This window comes from Almyronema sp. (genome assembly GCF_052168255.1).
Classification (GTDB): domain Bacteria; phylum Cyanobacteriota; class Cyanobacteriia; order Phormidesmidales; family Phormidesmidaceae; genus Sphaerothrix; species Sphaerothrix epifaneia.
Genome location: NZ_JBQLZL010000087.1, coordinates 21,976 through 35,330, shown reverse-complemented (window position 1 = coordinate 35,330; position 13,355 = coordinate 21,976). Strand labels below are relative to the sequence as shown.

Annotated in this window: 13 protein-coding genes; 4 read left to right on the top strand and 9 right to left on the bottom strand. The window is 52.1% G+C overall.

Annotated elements, in window-relative coordinates; all coding sequences use genetic code 11:
* Positions 1–82 precede the first annotated feature (82 nt).
* The 4 genes from ACTS3T_RS19195 to ndhM all read right to left on the bottom strand — a co-directional run bounded on the left by ACTS3T_RS19195 (position 83) and on the right by ndhM (position 5,283).
* Entirely contained in the window at positions 83–676 is a 594-nt protein-coding gene (locus tag ACTS3T_RS19195) for a hypothetical protein (protein ID WP_377966863.1), read from the bottom strand.
* Positions 677–778: 102 nt separating this feature from the next.
* On the bottom strand, positions 779–2,467 hold the full coding sequence (locus ACTS3T_RS19190; protein WP_377966861.1) for a CHAT domain-containing protein: 1,689 nt from the start codon (positions 2,465–2,467) through the stop codon (positions 779–781).
* A gap of 66 nt (positions 2,468–2,533) precedes the next feature.
* Positions 2,534–4,906, bottom strand: a complete 2,373-nt coding sequence (locus tag ACTS3T_RS19185; protein ID WP_377966859.1) for a PP2C family serine/threonine-protein phosphatase — start codon at positions 4,904–4,906, stop codon at positions 2,534–2,536.
* A gap of 29 nt (positions 4,907–4,935) precedes the next feature.
* On the bottom strand, positions 4,936–5,283 hold the full coding sequence (gene ndhM, locus ACTS3T_RS19180; RefSeq protein WP_377966857.1) for an NAD(P)H-quinone oxidoreductase subunit M: 348 nt from the start codon (positions 5,281–5,283) through the stop codon (positions 4,936–4,938).
* 130 nt (positions 5,284–5,413) lie between these two features.
* Here ndhM and ACTS3T_RS19175 point away from each other — a divergent pair, with 130 nt between their 5' ends.
* Both ACTS3T_RS19175 and ACTS3T_RS19170 read left to right on the top strand, forming a co-directional pair.
* Positions 5,414–6,100: a histidine phosphatase family protein gene (locus ACTS3T_RS19175; RefSeq protein WP_377966855.1), complete on the top strand. Its 687-nt coding sequence runs from the start codon at positions 5,414–5,416 to the stop codon at positions 6,098–6,100.
* A gap of 60 nt (positions 6,101–6,160) precedes the next feature.
* Positions 6,161–7,054 (top strand): hypothetical protein, encoded by an 894-nt coding sequence (locus ACTS3T_RS19170; protein WP_377966853.1) that lies wholly within the window; start codon positions 6,161–6,163, stop codon positions 7,052–7,054.
* Positions 7,055–7,061: 7 nt separating this feature from the next.
* On the opposite strand, the gene ACTS3T_RS19165 is transcribed toward ACTS3T_RS19170, so the two are convergent.
* Together ACTS3T_RS19165 and ACTS3T_RS19160 are read right to left on the bottom strand one after the other, a co-directional pair.
* Positions 7,062–8,030 carry an RsmB/NOP family class I SAM-dependent RNA methyltransferase gene (locus ACTS3T_RS19165; protein ID WP_462935387.1) on the bottom strand — a complete coding sequence of 323 codons (969 nt, stop codon included), beginning with the start codon at positions 8,028–8,030 and terminating at the stop codon, positions 7,062–7,064.
* Positions 8,031–8,032: 2 nt separating this feature from the next.
* Complete coding sequence (locus ACTS3T_RS19160; RefSeq protein ID WP_377966849.1) at positions 8,033–9,712, bottom strand: ATP-binding protein; 1,680 nt, start codon at positions 9,710–9,712, stop codon at positions 8,033–8,035.
* Positions 9,713–10,013: 301 nt separating this feature from the next.
* Here ACTS3T_RS19160 and ACTS3T_RS19155 point away from each other — a divergent pair, with 301 nt between their 5' ends.
* A complete protein-coding gene (locus ACTS3T_RS19155; RefSeq protein WP_377966847.1) occupies positions 10,014–10,586 on the top strand; it encodes an SRPBCC family protein in 573 nt (190 codons plus the stop codon).
* Positions 10,587–10,694: 108 nt separating this feature from the next.
* On the opposite strand, the gene ACTS3T_RS19150 is transcribed toward ACTS3T_RS19155, so the two are convergent.
* Positions 10,695–11,033 carry a P-II family nitrogen regulator gene (locus ACTS3T_RS19150; protein ID WP_377966846.1) on the bottom strand — a complete coding sequence of 113 codons (339 nt, stop codon included), beginning with the start codon at positions 11,031–11,033 and terminating at the stop codon, positions 10,695–10,697.
* Between the two features lie 172 nt (positions 11,034–11,205).
* Positions 11,206–11,814, bottom strand: coding sequence for a hypothetical protein (locus ACTS3T_RS19145; RefSeq protein WP_377966844.1), 609 nt, complete (start codon positions 11,812–11,814; stop codon positions 11,206–11,208).
* 173 nt (positions 11,815–11,987) lie between these two features.
* Between ACTS3T_RS19145 and queF the strand changes: the two genes are divergently transcribed.
* Positions 11,988–12,416 (top strand): preQ(1) synthase, encoded by a 429-nt coding sequence (queF, locus tag ACTS3T_RS19140; protein ID WP_377966842.1) that lies wholly within the window; start codon positions 11,988–11,990, stop codon positions 12,414–12,416.
* A gap of 3 nt (positions 12,417–12,419) precedes the next feature.
* On the opposite strand, the gene ACTS3T_RS19135 is transcribed toward queF, so the two are convergent.
* Complete coding sequence (locus ACTS3T_RS19135) at positions 12,420–13,355, bottom strand: aldose epimerase family protein (RefSeq protein WP_377966840.1); 936 nt, start codon at positions 13,353–13,355, stop codon at positions 12,420–12,422.

Sequence of the window (13,355 nt, the reverse complement as noted above, 5' to 3'; positions counted from 1 at the left end):
TGGTTAGAGCCGCGCAATTGCGCGGCTCTAACCGGTTGAAGAAGCACCCTGCGGTCAGTCACCGCCATGAAGGACTAAAACGCTAGGCGGCGCTGTCTAGCTGACCTAGCGCATAACGAGCGATCGCTAAACTCAAGCGAGCCTGCTCTATTTCCGAAAGAGACTGCCAATTTTCTTGGCGCACGGAGCGCAGCGTCACTTCAACCACCTCGCCGTGTCCATCCCGCATGGCAAGCGCCAACGGACGTGCCATTACCTGCAAATCGGCACTATCCCACGCCGTCAAGATATCTTGAACACAATAAATGAGCTGCTGTAGCAAAGACTGGTTTTCTGCAGCCACCTGGTGAGCCCGCTGGGCAATCTGTTCTAAAAAAGAAGCCGGAACGCGATCGCAAAATCGCTGCGCCAAGTCGGCGGCTAAAGCTTGAGAAGCGGGTGCCCAGAGTTCGTCTAGCGTACTGGCAAGCTGCTGCCAGCCAATACCGTTGCTGACGGCGTTGAGTTCGTTTTGTTGGGCTTCGGCTTCTAGCTCAGAAAAATAAGGTTCAACTTCTATCCCGTAGGGATTCCAGGGATAGGTGCGTTGATTTTCTAAGACGGTATGCAGCATTTCTAGCTCAGCCTGGGTTTGAGCAGAGTGGAAAGTAGGTTGTTGTGATGAGTCCTTAACCATGACGGAATCCATAGAGAACACTGATGGAACAGCGGTGACAGAATCAAACTACACCACCAGTTCAATCAGTTCCGTAACTATGGCTAATTTAAGCTAAATAGCCTATGTCTGAGGAGAGGGGGACGCACCTTCAATCACAAATTCCAGCAGTCGCCCTTTAGAACTGCCAAAGCGCAGTTGCGTTCCAGAGGTTAGCGGCACCTCTTGTCGCTGCACCTGTCTCCAGCCTTCATCGCTACGGTAAAAGGTGCCATTGCGAGAAAAATCTCGCAAAAAATAAGCCATGTTTTTAGTCTGGCGCTGACCATCAGCGATCGCCACTGTGCGCCGACAAAAAATCTCCGCGTGCTTACTCGAAACCCAAGGCTCTGCAATCACCAGATCATTGTCGGCCAAGCGTCCCACCCGCATCAGTCCGCCATAAATCGGCCAAACGTCTTCAGGCCCATCAATGGCTCGTAAAACTGCCTGCGGTCGATGGGTCGGGCCAAGATTGGTATCACTGGGTAAGCGGGTAATTTCTTCGCGCACCGGGTTGAGCAACTCACCGTTAAACTCTGGATGCATATACAACACGGGCAGCGTCCAGGCCGGTTGGTTAAATTTGTAGAGAGTGAGCAGATGCTGACGGGCGATCGCCACCGCCTGATCGACAGGTAGACGATCCATTAAAGACTGGGCAAACACCTGAATAAAGCTGAGCGCTTCCTCATCAGCGATGGAATCTCGCATGGCCACAACCGCCGGAACCCCGTGATGCAGCAACACCTCCGCCAAACTGCTGCGAGGAATGGTTTGCTGGAGAGTTTGGTCGGGCTGAGCGCCCCAACAGGTGTTAAAAACGGCTAACTTGACATGGCAGCGGGTCAGTACCTGAGCCAGTTCTGTGCCGTTAAGCGTTGCCGTCGGCTGTAAAAACAGCAAGCCGCCATCGGGGGCGGGTACCCCATGCCCCGCATAAAAGAAGACGTTGTAAATACCGTTTTCTAGGGCTTTGATCAGCTGCGCTGGATCGGGCTGTAGCAGGGTATCAACCTGGCAAACCACCGGAGCGCCACTGCCTGCCGACGCGCTGCGAATACCGGAGGTACCCCGCTCTAGCAAGTCTTTTAGCGCCATGGCCTCTTCTTGTAACTTGAGGATGGGTTTGCGCTCAGGCTGAGGCGCTGTGACCTCAGCCGTAATATTTTCGTCTTGCCCTAGCACCAGCAGCACCCGCAGCGACGCATCTAGCTCTACTTCAGGCAGCGGATCAACATCGCTGGTGGTACGGCTAAACAAAACCTGTTGACTCAGCGACAACGCCTGCCGTCCGGCCTGCTGCTGCATGATTTCCCACGGCAACGCAATCAAATCTGGATCGCGAATTTCTAAACGCAATCGCAGGGATTTATTTTGCCCCATCGCAATGCCTAAGCTTTGATCGAGGCTACGCTGAATCGGGCCTTCAAATAGCCATTGCCAGAGATTTACCCCCAAATGCTGCATCAAGCGGCTACTGTAGCTACGCGGTTGCCCAGCAGACTCTTCATCATCATCGTTGAGCGCTTCGAGCACAAAACTGGGCACGTAGACAGAAGGAACATGGGGCACATCCGGTAGACCTCGCAGCGAAAACATCTGCTGCCAACTGTTCCAGGCTTGGGTGAGGGCTGCACTCCAAACACAGTCATGATGAAAATATCCCCCCGGATGGGGTGACTCCACAACCCAAATAGCGTAGTGCTCAGGATCAGCCGTGGTCAGTCGAGCGATCGCGAGTCTGAGGCAGAGATTGTCGGACGAAGGCATCAAAGCTACCAGCCTGATTGTTCGGTCTAAATATCTACGATAAGACGCTTAAGATAACTCTAGCCGTCAGTTGATGCAAACCCCTCGCTGCGAGACACCCAAGTTCGAAAGGGGTTGAACCCCAGAAGCGATCGCAGATACTTGAATCCATCCTTCCTGACCAGGTTGCAGCAAATTTAGCAATTCAGCCGGAGCTGGTGGGGGCAATTGTCCTGGCAGGGAACCTGACTCGCTAGGCCGATCACCCAGCGTTGCCCCAGAGGGAATAGAACACACTCTCAATCGCACCCATTCAGTTTGATCGGCAGCGACCTGGGTACCCACAACTTGAAAAATACCGCCAGCCGGAATTATGCCTTCTATACTCGCAGGATTTGCAGAAGCGGGTAAAGAGGCATTAACAGAATTTCCAGGTTCATTTTGCAAAATCAGGGCAGCTTCAGCCGGACTGGCCGAACGTCCCTGGCTAATTTGTACAAAACGACCAACGCTCAAATCTACAGCAGGAGCCGAGTTAAGCGACGGTGGCCAGCGTGATAACCCTGTGGCGACAGCGGCAAAATCAGCGTTTTCAAATGCTGTTGTTTCGCCCGAAACAGTGGGTCGCCTCAGGGCGGGGCCTAATAGCAAAACTAGCGTTCCGGCGATCGCACTGAGAGCCAAAAGACTGCCAACTAAGCAGCCCATGGATTGCCGCGATCGCGGCGCGGCTGATTGAACTGGAGCGGACAGCGCAGTTGCCGTAGACGATGGCGAATTGAGGGGCGCGGTTGTTTCAGTTCCCAAACGATCTGACAACGGTTGAGGCGTTGCTAAGGTCGGTTCAACTGCGGTACTGGGCTGCTGAGCCACCCGCACCCGGATCAGGCCAACGGTGACGTTGTCATGGCCGTTTCGGGTATTCGCCAGTTCAACCAGCCGCTGACCAGCCGCTGCCACTTGCCGTTGCCCAACTAACACGGGCAGAAGTTCGGTGGCCCAAAAAGTTTCTACCTGGTCATTGTCGCTTAAGCCATCAGAGCAAAGCAAAAAGACGGCATCTTCATCTAGCACCCAGCGCTGTACGGTGGGATAAAGGCTTTTAGAAGAAGTCATGCCCAAAGCCTGCACCAATGACCCCGTCCCTGGCTGATAGAGCGCTTGCCGATACAGGCTATAGCCCAACCTGGCCTCACGAGCCGCCACGTCATCATCTAACGTTAGTTGACGGCAGCTCAGCGGGCTGACGTGATAAGCTCGGCTGTCTCCCACATGGGCAAGATACAAATCATTGCCATAGATTAGCGCCAGCACGATTGTTGTGCCCATGCGCTCTTGAGCCTGACGACCTTCGCTATCGTTGCGACGAGCAATTTCGTCGTTGGCTTGACAGATTGCTTTTTCGATTTCAAGCGCGATCGCTGCAGGCGTCTCTACGGTGGCTTGAGCCAAAAAAGAGGTGAGTGCCTTTTCAACCGTGGCAATGGCCAGCTTAGAAGCAACATCCCCCCCTTGGTGGCCGCCAATGCCATCACACACAACGACTAGCTTATGAGGCGGTTGACGGCCAGCCGCCAACGAAGTCACCGTTTGCTGGCTGACGGTGCCGCTAGCCGGATAGCAGGCATCTTCATTGCGCTGGCGCGTGGGGCCTTGATCGGTGTAAGTTGCCCAATCAAAGGTGAGCTGCTGGCGCTGGCTACTTTGCTGAATCGCCTGATTCAAGCAGTCAACCAGTTGTTCAGGGCTATGAAAAACGCCTTGCTTTAACTGCTGGCAAAGCTGGTTGAGAAAAGGGGCGATCGCGCTTTGGGCTTGATCGGCGAAAGGCTGCCAAACATCGCCTAAGCCAACCAGCGCTGCCGCACTTGACTGCGTTTCCGTATCAGGCTGAAGCTCTAGAATACGCAGACTAGCGCCCTCAACGCGCAGCAGAGCAGGCATCATGAGCGTCTGCAAAACACGCTCAGCATGGAAAGGCTGCCACAGTTGAGCAATCTGAAACAGCCAGTCAAGCTGAACCAAAGCTGTAGCAGTCGTCCAAGCCTCTACCAAAGCAGGCAAAAGTTGTGGTGCGTGATCCGGCTTTTGCGCATAGCTGGCGATCGCTGCTTCTTCAAGCAGCAAAACCGAATGAACCGACCCATCCTCTAGCGCCACTGGCTGCAAACTGTAAGGTCGCGGCATGTGGCGCGGATAAATCGAAAGGTGCAGATACGGAATCACCCAGGCAGGCAGTTGCCCCTCCGCCGTCGGCGGAAAGGCGGGTTGGGTATCTAAAAAAATCTGAGACTGCTGATGCTGATAGCGATCGCCTAGTAAATTTCCTACCGCCAGTGACGGCACCCCAGCTCCCACCGCCCACAAATAGCGGTGCGGCAAAGGCGTGCGGCAGACCTGACAAAATTGGTTGGCTTCAGGATTAGCGGCCTGACAACTGTGATTAGGGCAGTAAATCACCGTGGCCCAAAGGTAACGTTAAAGTTCAACTACTCAGCTTTAGCATCGGCGACTACTTGAGGTAGCCCCATACTGTAATTGACGGCGCGGCTTTTGAGGTTGTAGCTCAGGTACCCCCCTTGTAGCAAGCCGCGAATGTAATGCTCTAGGTCAGAGCCAATCCGACGCAGATTGTAGTCAGTCAACTCTGCCCCGTTGTAAGCTTCAACCAATCGATCAAATTCTCGATAGACCTGCTGCAGCGCTTCTTCTGACCAGTTGAACTCGTTATCTGGATCCACATCTAAGGTCAGCACGCTGTCGCTGGGAATCAGCTCGTTGTCCTGAATCTCTGCCGTATAAATATGGATGTGCCGAGTAGTAGATTTCAGCAGCATTCGTCACCTAATATAAACAGCTACAGTAAAACGTTTGCTCGTCATCAGCCTAACTGTAGTTAACGATGGCGCTTAAACAAAACATTAACTGTCTGTAATTCTAGCGGTAAGCGGCAAAATTAGACCTGTCATGCCCTTTTTGCAATTGCTTTTCATTCGCCATGCTCAGTCGGTTGCGAACCAGACGCAGCAAATGGAGGGGCAGGCAGATTCGTCTTTGTCTGCGATGGGGCAAGCTCAGGCTCGGCAGCTCGGCAGCTACTTACAAAGCCAAAGCTGGAACCCTACCTGTATCTATAGCAGTCCTCTCAAACGGGCTTGGCAAACGGCTGAAATGCTCCGTTCGTTTTTGCCCGCAGCTATACCGTTGATTGCTAAAACCAACTTGCAAGAATGTCACCAAGGAATTTTTCAGGGTTTAACCTGGACAGAAGCCCAAAAGCAGTATCCTCAGTTGTGCCAGCAGTTACTCAGTACCTTAGACTGGCTACCCATTCCCCAGGCGGAATCGCCGGAACAAGTGAGGCAGCGAAGCCATGTCTTTCTCAACCATTTGTTTGGGCAGCATGGTAACGGCGATCGCCTTTGGATTGTCAGCCATAGTGGTTTGCTACAGCATCTAATCGCCAACCTTTTAGGCAGCGATCGCAGTTGGCAAATTGCTATAGCTCACACCAGCCTGTTTGAGTTTTGGATTGATTGCGATCGCTGGGATCTCACCGATCAAACTCGATATAATACTGAACTCTGGCAGATTCGCCGATTTAACGATTGTTCTCATCTCCAGGCGCTTGAGGCTAGCCCTCAACCGAACTGAGAGGCTGTATTTAGTTTTAGGGCGATATCGTAGCATCTATGAGCGGCTATTGAGCGGATTATGACTCAATCAATTGACGACATTACTCGCCAAGCCCGCAAAGGCAGCGTGGCGGCCATTATCCAAATTCTCAACGACCGACTTGCAGACGAAGGCATCCGCACGCGGGCCATGTTGGCAGATGGAGCCTTGCAACTCCTCTGCGAAGCCAAAACAGCAGAGCAGCTTGAGCAAGCAGCCACGGTTGAACGGATTCGCCATATTTTAGAGTCTCTGAGTCCGCGCAACATTAGCAAAGTCAATGTCAACGCCCGCCTTGTTCGCGAGCAGCAACTGCTCTGGTTAGAAGAAATCAACCGCGATCCCGAAAATCAGCTGCTCTGGTCTGAGCTAGTTGTGCTGAAGAAACCGCATTTGCTACAGCGCTGGCTAGAAGATCGCAAAGCGCCGAAACCGCGATCGCCTTTTCCCACCCAATCGACGTCTCGCAAAAACCTGAAGCAGATGTATTTTTGGCGAGGCTTACTGGGGGGTGCTAGCCTTTGTCTGTTTTTGCTCTTACTGGGCTGGGTAGCAAAAGACTGGCTGGGCAGTCGGTTTATCAGCGATCGCTCAAGTGACAGCCCACCCCCCGTCGCAACCGATCTGCCTGAGACTCCTCCCGTTTCGCCATCGGTACCCGCCACCGCTGATCCTCCACCCACCAGTGCGGCCAACACAGATCCCTTTGTGCAGGCAGTGCGGCTAGCCGAAGAAGCCGCCGTCGATGGCCAAGCTGCTCAAACGGCTGCAGAATGGCTGGATTTGGCTAGCCGCTGGCAGCGGGCGTCAGATTTGATGGCAGAAGTCACCCCAGCCGATAGCCGCTACCCCACGGCTCAAGATCGAGTCAATACCTATCGGCAAAACAGCGAAGCGGCTCTGCAACAGGTCGAACGCCTACAGTCACAGTAGGGGCTACCTACCGTCTGTCTTCATAGGGATAAATGACTCGTCCCTGCTGGGCCAGAAAGTCGGGGCTAAGGGGTTGAGGGGTACCTGAGGCTGTATTTTGCAGCAATAGCGTAAAAGCTCCGGCTCCTAAACCTTGTTGCGGCCAGAGGCGATAACAGGGCAAGGCCGTTAGCTTAGACTGGTAAGAACCTAAATAGGGGACTGTAACGGGTTGAAACTGCGGAAATTTGTTAACAAGCCATTCCCCAACCCGTTCATTTTCGGCCACCGAATAGGTGCAGGTCATATAGGCTAAATAGCCCTGGGGCGCAACTGTTTTAGCAGCTTCTGCCAAAATGCGCTTTTGCCGATTGGCATTTTTATTGATCGTCACCGGATGAAAGCAACCGGGGGCTTTTTCTCCCTTAGCCAGCAGCGATTGACCGCTACAGGGTGCATCAACAATGACTAAGTCAGCAGATTGAGGCAGGCGCTGAGCTAGCACAGCCGGATCCAAATTCAGCGCCATCGCCCCTTGTGCCCCACAGCGTTTGAGGTTGGCAATCAGAATTTTCAGCCGCTTGCGAATGACTTCATTGCTAAGTAGCTGCTGCGGTTTGAGCGCCACCCAGCTAAACAAGCTTTTGCCCCCTGGGGCGGCGCAAAAATCGAGGACGGTAGGCATCGGTGCCGCGATCGCCAGCATGACTGAGGCAGCAAATACCGAAGAAAAATCAAGACAGTAAAAGCTGCCAGCGGCGTGTAGCGGCTGGCGACCGGGCTGTGATTCGCTCACTAAGCGATCGACAAAGGCAGGTTGCCAAACCAAAGGAGCAAGGCACTCAAACGGAGAGACGACGGGACGGGCTTGGGTCCAAAGAATTGCAGCCGGATAAGGCTGAGGCGTCACCAAAGCAGCGACAAACTGGCTCTGGTCTACTGGATCAGTAAACAACTGCTGGCTGAGCTTGCGCAACAGCTTAGACGGTTCAGGCATACCTAATCAATGCTAATGCCTTCAAAGGTTTCAGCCGCAGGACGACGCGCAACCGGAGCTTGTTCAATCTGGCGCGATCGCTGACGATGCTGCTGAAAATGTTTTTGCCATTCATCGGGGGCGTTGAGCGTTTCGCCACCGTGGGTAGTAAGTCGCTGTCGTACCTGGCACAAAACCGGGGTATTAATGCAAGCTCCTGAGATAATCACCTGCCCTTTAGTGAGGGCTGGTAGCTCTTGCAACAAATCACGTCCAGCGGCCTCTACCCCATATTTCAGGCTTTCCTGGTCAACTGGGTTGACAATCCGCATCAAAAACTGGCTCATGCACTGAGAAAGCACATCGGCGTCGAGCTTGCCAGGGCGTTGGGTAATTAACCCTACCCCCATGCCGAATTTGCGCCCCTCGCTGAGAATGGTACGCAAAATTTGCTTGCAGCGCGAAGGTTCATGGGCGGGGGCAAACCGATGCGCCTCTTCTATCAAAATAAAGACGGGGTAGGGGAGATAGTTTTCATCTTCCGCCGAAAGCTGGGCTTTCTCGGTGCCAAGGCGAGCCTGGTAACACTGCCGCAGCACGGCGGCACAAATAACTTGCTGCTCTTCCTGGCTAATTTCGCTCATTTGTAGCACCGTTACCTGACCCGGCTCAAACAGGTCTTTGGGTGCTAGGTGATCAACCCGGTGAAAATACTGCGATCGCGATAATCGCTCTAGCTTCCACTCAATCGCCGGAGCCGAAGAACCCGTTTTTTCATTGCCTTCGTCATCGGTGGTGCGATCGGCTTCATAAACGGCTGAAATCAAATCTTGCACATCCCAGCGATACTGACCATTGCGATGCTTGCGCAAAATACCAAAAGCCTTGTTTAAGATAGACTGCTGGCGATCGCTCATATCAGGCAATAAGGTCAGCACGTCGTAGTAATCCAACGACGACATGCGAATCCGAATATCGTCTGGCGTTAAAACCTGAACTTCAGGGCTATAGCCATCGTCAGCCTTAAAGCGGTCATGCCCCCGCATATCCGAGAGCGTGCCATATTCCCCATGCGGATCAAAAATCAGCACGGCTGCTCGATTATAAGGCCGCAACAGCTCTTCAATCAGGACGCCAGCCGTATAAGACTTACCCGAACCAGTTCCCGCCAGAATCGCCATGTGGGTACTGACCAGTTCTTTCACATCTAGCGCTACGGGCACTGCATTGCCGGGACGTAGCAGCAATGAGCCAACATGGGCGGCTCCAACTTCCCCTGGCTGGCGTTTGTTAACCACCTGGCGCAGCACCTCATCATCCGCCAGGTAAACCTTAGCGCCCGGATCGGGGGTAATGCGCGGGTTAATAAAACCTAAAGCCCGATGAAAATAGCCAATGACATCAACGGTGATTTCGTAGATTTCGGGGTTAGGATAGGCGAAACCCACTAGGGCGGCGATCGTTTCAGGGCTAATTTCGGTATCAGCAAAAATGCGATCGGGTAGATGATCGATTAAGCGACGCGCCGAAATCTTACCTAAAATTTGCAGTGTCTCGACTGTCGAGCCGTGGGCTGCATAGTAAACAAACTCACCAATTTTGACTTGGCGATTGTTAGCGGTAATAAAAACGTATTGATTGCTGTTATCACCGGGCCCCTTGACCGTACCGATGACTGGAGCGGTGGTGGATAGCTCAACCATAACTTTAATTTGTGTTCTAACCCATTGAGAGGTGGCTGATTTAGGCGCTGACCATTAATTTAAGCTGTGATGGTTTATCCTAGCTGAGATTTGAGGCGATCGCGGCAGACTCAGCAGCGTGTTTTTAACCTCCACCGTTTCTTCAAGCTCAAATTGATCAGCCCATCCCCAGAAGCGGGCATGTTAGAAAAAGTCATAACGGAATACTTTTTCCAGCAGTTCACCATAAAATACACAGTTGAGTCCGTAGTTGAATCGCTCTGCTGGGTATGTATACTTATACAGAGGAGATGGCTGAGGGATGACCTTGACACCACAACCAGATCAGCCAATTGAATACTTATCCCCGGCGCTGACCGCAACAGCAGATCTAGCAGATGCTGAAAATGTTGAAGTCGTCACCGAAAAGCTGCAAGGTCGGCAGCGGCGAATTTGCGCGAAGATTCACATTCCCCAATCTTTAGAGCAGGTTTGGCGGGTGCTCACCGATTATGAGCATCTCTCAGACTTTATTCCCAATCTTTCTAAAAGTGTGCGGCTAGCGGCACCAGAAGGCAAAATCCGGCTAGAGCAAATCGGTACCCAGTGCTTCCTCAATATTCAGTTCTGCGCCAGAGTAGTTCTGGATATGGAGGAAAACTACCCCAACGAACTGGGCTTTTCCATGGTTGAAGGAGACTTTAAATCCTTTCGAGGTTGCTGGCGGCTGGTTCCCGCTGATGAGGCTGAGGGAGCTAATCATACCTATTTGTGCTACGAGCTAACCGTACAGCCGCCCTTGGCCATGCCCGTTGCCCTGATCGAAAAGCATATTCGTCACAATTTAATCCAAAACTTAACGGCTATTCGCCAACAGGCGATCGCTTTGGCCTAGACAAACCTGAAGCGGTCGTAGCACCACAGTCTTCTAGCATAAGCGCAATCGACCCCGTAGGGGCGATTCGCAAATCGTCTCTACGGGGATGAACTTAGATATTGAGCTTCAGACAGCCTCTAGGTTTTTCTCACCAGTGCGAATGCGGACAATTTCATCAACTGGCGTTACAAAAATTTTGCCATCGCCAATTTCTCCGGTGCGAGCAGCCGAAATCACTTTATCCACCACCATGTCCACCTGGGCATCTTCGACTACGATTTCAATTTTTAGTTTTTGCAAAAACTCCACCGTATACTCAGAACCCCGATAGCGCTCTGTCTGACCTTTTTGGCGACCAAACCCCCGCACCTCAGAAACCGTCATTCCGACAATGCCCGCGTTCACCAGGGCAATTTTGACCTCGTCTAGCTTGAACGGACGGATAATAGCTTCAATCTTCTTCATCGTTAATTCAGAATCTCCCTATATCCTGCCGATAGATTATCCGGCAGCCTTATGTGTAGCGAGGTGAGCAAGGTGAAAACAGTATTCCCTGATACTTTTTATCTGCCACTAGCTGTCTTCATTGTGCCACTGTTCTTTATCAGAAGGTGACTAAGCATTGCCCCGCCGAGGTTTAGCGCTGGTTTAAGAGCGGCTTCATAATCAAAAAGCCAGCCCCAAAAGCAGTCGTAACGATGAAGATGATCGAGATTGCTAGCCACAGACCGCTGAGTTCACGCGGAGAGCTTTCTAGCTTTCTAGGGGCAGTCGGTCGAGACGGCTGCTCGGTGTAGAGTTTTTCTAACGCAGGTGGCTTGAGCGGCTGTAGAGCGGCAGAAGCAGGCTTAGCCGTCCGTTCTGGAGAGCCTTTTGCGGCGGCTTCTGGCGCTTTCACCAACGGGCCTCGCTTCTCAGGTGTAGGAGCCAGTGGGGAAGCAGGAGCCGTCATCGCGGCCTTCGGTTCTGACGTAACAGGCGACTGGGCGGCGACACCAGCAAATTGCCCAAGCTGTAGCGTTGCTTGGACAAAGTGATGAACTTCTTGTTGAAGCTGCTGATTCTGCCTCACTAGCTGCTCATTTCGAGTCCGGAGGGTGTCAATCATTGCCTTGGTTGCCTGTAGCTCGGCAGCTAGCTCCCGATAAACTGAAATGGGCACTGAGGGAGTATGACCCGCTGAGTGAGGTACTTCTGAACGAGTGGCTGATTGAAAAGACGGATCAGAGTAGAGGGGTGGGTTCATAAGGGTGAGTAGGTAGCGTTGGAAAACCAAAAGCAGGAAAGACGGTTCCCAGATTCCATCAGGTAGTTCAAATTAGAACAACCCTAGAACAATTCGTCAAGGAGAAACATAAATCTGTAAAGATATGAAGGATGGCAATTTTTGGCCGTGTTTTTTATTCAACTGAAAATGGTATGACGCATCCTTCAACTGAACAACCTCTAGCTGTGGCAGAAACCAATTCTACGCAAGAGATCAAGTATGGAGAGCGTGAGATTCAAGCCGGAAGGCTGATTACGTTCCCCAATCCTCGTATCGGTCGCCGCTATCATATCAACATTACGCTGCCAGAATTTACCTGTAAGTGCCCTTTTTCGGGATATCCAGATTTTGCGACGATTGATGTGACGTATATTCCTGATCAGCGGGTGGTTGAGCTTAAAGCCCTGAAGCTTTATATCAACAGCTACCGCGATCGCTATATTTCTCACGAAGAATCTGCCAACCAAATTTTGGACGACCTCATTGCAGCTTGCGATCCGCTTGAAATTACAGTCAAAGCCGACTTTACCCCACGGGGCAATGTCCATACAGTCATTGAAGCCACGCATACAAAAAGTTAAGACTCATATCAACTCAGCAGTCAGCTTTACCTGTAGGGTCTGAGTTGCGTGGGGCGGCAGCGTTATCAGGTGGTCACCCGTGTTGAAAGCGTTTCGAGGCCCTGTCCACGGCTCTAGGCAGTAGTAGTCTTTGCCTGCAACCGTCCAAAATACCAGGACTGGATAGGCCTCGCTCCATTCCAGGGTCAGACGGGTTTCTTGTTCGTAGTTAGTTACTACGGCTGATGGGCGCTCAAGATTGAAAAAGGCAATGTCAATCTCCGCTGCCGTCCAGTCAAATTCGCCGTTGAAGGTGTGAATGTCTTTAGAGATTTGATCTTGGTAGCGGTTAGACGGAATTTCAAATTTCAACTGAGATTTGTCGGTCGTGAGAAAGTAAGGGTGCAACCCTAGACTGAAGGGCATAGGCTGATCTGAGCGGTTAGTAACCTGTTGTTCAATCGTCAGGGTGTTGCCCTGCAGACGGTAGGTAAAAGCTAACTGAAAGTCAAACGGATAAACCTGCTGCGTTTCTTCATTGCTATTGAGGATTAAGGTAAGGTGAGCGCTTTGATCGGTACCGCGATCGCTGACCTCCCAAGCCAGGTCACGGGCAAAACCGTGCTGTTTGAGCGGGTAATTTTGGCCGTCTAAGGTGTATGTGTTGTCAGGTAGGTTCCCACAGATAGGAAACAGAATTGGGATGCCCCCTCTAACCGACTTGCTGGCATCAGCAAAGCGTTCAGCATCAAAATACAGCACATCGCGGCCTTGAAGCTGCCAGTGGCTAACTAAGCCGCCGCGCTCGGTCACAATCTCTAAACGGGCATCTGCCGCCTGATCGCGCAGTACATAGGTGGGATATTGAGCTTGTTTAAGGGCGATCGCGTACACCAGTTCACTCCCTAGATTGAAACGTGTCAGTGCTAACTTAGCAGCAAACTCAGGAGAGGACAGCAA

Coding starts and splice junctions, on each gene's coding strand:
- ACTS3T_RS19190 (WP_377966861.1), bottom strand. CDS start 2,467: ATGCCTTCGTCCGACAATCTCTGCCTCAGACTCGCGATCGCTCGACTG.
- ACTS3T_RS19160 (WP_377966849.1), bottom strand. CDS start 9,712: ATGGTTGAGCTATCCACCACCGCTCCAGTCATCGGTACGGTCAAGGGG.
- ACTS3T_RS19165 (WP_462935387.1), bottom strand. CDS start 8,030: ATGCCTGAACCGTCTAAGCTGTTGCGCAAGCTCAGCCAGCAGTTGTTT.
- queF (WP_377966842.1), top strand. CDS start 11,988: ATGACGCATCCTTCAACTGAACAACCTCTAGCTGTGGCAGAAACCAAT.
- ACTS3T_RS19175 (WP_377966855.1), top strand. CDS start 5,414: ATGCCCTTTTTGCAATTGCTTTTCATTCGCCATGCTCAGTCGGTTGCG.
- ACTS3T_RS19155 (WP_377966847.1), top strand. CDS start 10,014: ATGACCTTGACACCACAACCAGATCAGCCAATTGAATACTTATCCCCG.
- ACTS3T_RS19170 (WP_377966853.1), top strand. CDS start 6,161: ATGACTCAATCAATTGACGACATTACTCGCCAAGCCCGCAAAGGCAGC.
- ACTS3T_RS19145 (WP_377966844.1), bottom strand. CDS start 11,814: ATGAACCCACCCCTCTACTCTGATCCGTCTTTTCAATCAGCCACTCGT.
- ACTS3T_RS19150 (WP_377966846.1), bottom strand. CDS start 11,033: ATGAAGAAGATTGAAGCTATTATCCGTCCGTTCAAGCTAGACGAGGTC.
- ndhM (WP_377966857.1), bottom strand. CDS start 5,283: ATGCTGCTGAAATCTACTACTCGGCACATCCATATTTATACGGCAGAG.
- ACTS3T_RS19195 (WP_377966863.1), bottom strand. CDS start 676: ATGGTTAAGGACTCATCACAACAACCTACTTTCCACTCTGCTCAAACC.